Here is a 2,531-nt window from a genome sequence, read left to right as displayed (position 1 = left end):
CACCGCTACTTCGCGCTCGCGGGGCCTGAGGTGGCCGACGCTGTCGAGGCGCTGCAGCGCATCGCCCCGCGTCAGGCGGTGACGTCCTACCGGCAGTCGGCGACCGCCGAGCGGCTCGCCGAGGCGCGCTCGTGCTACGACCACCTCGCCGGGCGGGTCGCCCTCCAGCTCGCCGACGCCCTGATCGCGGAGGGCGTGATCGAGCGGCTCGAGCCGGGCAGCGCCGGACGCCTCATCGCCGACGCCGCGGTGCCGGGCACGCTCGCCGCACGCCTGGGAGCGGCCGAGGTCGCGGCATCCGCCGGTCGTCGTCCGGCCGTGCGCGGATGCCTCGACTGGACCGAGCGGCGGCCGCACATCGCCGGGCGACTCGGGGCGCACCTCCTCGACGCGGTGCTCGCCGAGGGATGGCTCGCGCGCGTGCCGGGCGACCGGTCGTTGCGCGTCACCGACGCCGGGCGTGCGGCGTTCGCGGCGCTCGGCTGACGGGACCCTTCAGATCGCGACGCGACCGCGCTCGTACGACGGCGCTCCGTGCACCTCACGATGCAGCCGCTCCATGCGCGCGTCGAGCTCGGCCGCCGTGTGCGCGGCATCCGTGAGCCCGTCGAGCAGCTCCTGCGGCACCTGCCGGTCGTACTTGTAGTAGATCTTGTGCTCGAGGCTCGCCCAGAAGTCCATCGCGATGGTGCGGATCTGCACCTCGACGGCGACCGGGTGGGCGCCCGACGAGAGGAACACGGGCACCTCGACGATGAGATGCAGGCTCTGGTAGCCGTTCTCCTTGGGCTCGGCGATGTAGTCCTTCACCTTGAGCACCCGGATGTCGCGCTGCGCCGTGAGCAGCTCGGCGAGCCGATAGGCGTCGGTGACGAAGCTGCACGTCACCCGCACGCCCGCGATGTCGGTGACGGTCTCGCGGATCGAGTCGAACGTCGGCTCGATGCCCTTGCGCTGCATCTTCGCGATGACGCTGTCGAGGCTCTTCAGGCGGCTCGAGATGTGCTCGATGGGGTTGTAGTCGTGCGTCTGGCTGAATTCCTCGCGCAGGATCGAGAGCTTCGTGATGACCTCGTCCATGCCGAACTTGTAGCGCAGCATGAACCGCTCGGTGTCGTCGCGCAGGGCGCGCATCTCGTCGAGCGTGCGACCGTCGATGGACTCCAAGGTGCGCTGGGCGCGAGCCGTGAGCATGTGCGGCGCGTCGTCGCGAGGAGTGTTCTGGATGCCGTCGAGCGGGGTCACGCGAGCCACGCTACGGGGGCAACCTCTGCATTCGCTTTGACCCGTCGATGTTCCGACGGTGTTCGGCTGGTGTTGCGTCGAGGGCGGGTCGCTAGGCTCAGACGATGGGGACCTGGACCTCGGTCGCCTCCGGGGTGCACCAGCATCGCGGCGGCCCGTTCGACCTCTCCGTCGTCGTCATCGAGGGCGGCGGCGGGCTCCTCGTCGTCGACACGGGGGCCGACCCCATCGAGGCCGCCGACCTGCTCGCCGAGATCGCGACGCGATTCCCTGCGCCGGTGCGATGGGTGGTGAACACGCACGCGCATTTCGACCACACGTTCGGCAACCAGGCCTTCGGGCCCGGTTCGGCGACGGATGCCGCGATCCACGGCCATGCGGGCATCGCGGCGCACTTCGAGCGCTACGAGGGCCCGCGCCTGGCCGCGTGGCGGGCCGATCCCACCCGCGAGCCCGGACGGCGGTGGCACGACGTGCGGCTCGTCCCTCCGACGCATCCGGTCGAGCGGATGACGCGCCTCGACGTCGGCGGCCGCATCGTGGAGCTGCGACCCCAGCCGCCRGCGCACACCGACACCGACCTGGTGCTGTTCGTCCCCGACGCGGGTACGTGGATCGTGGGCGACCTGGTCGAGGAGTCGGGTCCGCCGATGTACGGGTCGGGCAGCTACCCGCTCGACTGGCCCGGGGTGCTCGAAGGGCTCGTCGCCGGCATGCGGGCGGGAGACGTCGTGGTGCCCGGACACGGGCAGGTGGTCGATCGCGCCTTCGTGGCCCGGCAGGCCGCAGGGCTCGCCGAGATCGCCCGCCGCTTCCGGGAGGCGCACGACGCGGGACGGTCGACGGCCGAGGCGTTGGCGGCCCATGCCGAATGGCCGGTGCCGATCGACGGACTCGGCGGCGCGGTGGAGCGTGCCTACGCGGCCCTCGACGGCCTGCCGCTCGACGAGGGCAGCATCGAGGACGCCTGAGCGGCACCGGTCAGACGATGTCGACCGAGCGTACGGCCCTGATCGCGACGTCGATCGCCTCGTCGAAGCGATGCGACGGGGGAGCGCCGTAGCCGACCACCATGGCCGGCGGATGCCGCCACTCGCTGCCTGCGAGGCGGAAGGAGGCCAGCCCGTCGAAGCGGAGTCCCAGCCGTTCGGCTGCCTCGGTGACCCGCGTCTCGCTCGTGGCGGACGGCAGTTCGAGGAGGCAGTGCAGCCCGGCCGCGAGGCCCGTGATGCGGCATCCGGGCAGGTCATCCGCGACCCGCGCCTCGAGGGCGAGCCGTCGTGCCC

2 protein-coding genes and 2 pseudogenes are annotated in these 2,531 nt (G+C 72.1%); 2 read left to right on the top strand and 2 right to left on the bottom strand.

The features are described from left to right. Positions 1-486 (top strand): annotated as a pseudogene (locus tag AC1DY2_RS18535) (transcriptional regulator); the annotation flags it as partial. Between the two features lie 9 nt (positions 487-495). On the opposite strand, the gene AC1DY2_RS18530 reads toward AC1DY2_RS18535, so the two are convergent. Then, positions 496-1,194, bottom strand: coding sequence for a GTP pyrophosphokinase (locus tag AC1DY2_RS18530; protein ID WP_476763748.1), 699 nt, complete (start codon positions 1,192-1,194; stop codon positions 496-498). 155 nt (positions 1,195-1,349) lie between these two features. On the opposite strand from AC1DY2_RS18530, the gene AC1DY2_RS18525 reads away from it, so the two are divergent. Beyond that, on the top strand, positions 1,350-2,216 hold the full coding sequence (locus AC1DY2_RS18525) for an MBL fold metallo-hydrolase (protein WP_476763747.1): 867 nt from the start codon (positions 1,350-1,352) through the stop codon (positions 2,214-2,216). 10 nt (positions 2,217-2,226) lie between these two features. On the opposite strand, the pseudogene AC1DY2_RS18520 reads toward AC1DY2_RS18525, so the two are convergent. After that, a pseudogene (locus AC1DY2_RS18520) lies at positions 2,227-2,531 on the bottom strand (MocR-like pyridoxine biosynthesis transcription factor PdxR); the annotation flags it as partial.

The organism is Agromyces sp. P1_H4, assembly GCF_056405255.1.
This window is presented reverse-complemented; position numbering and strand designations above follow the sequence as displayed.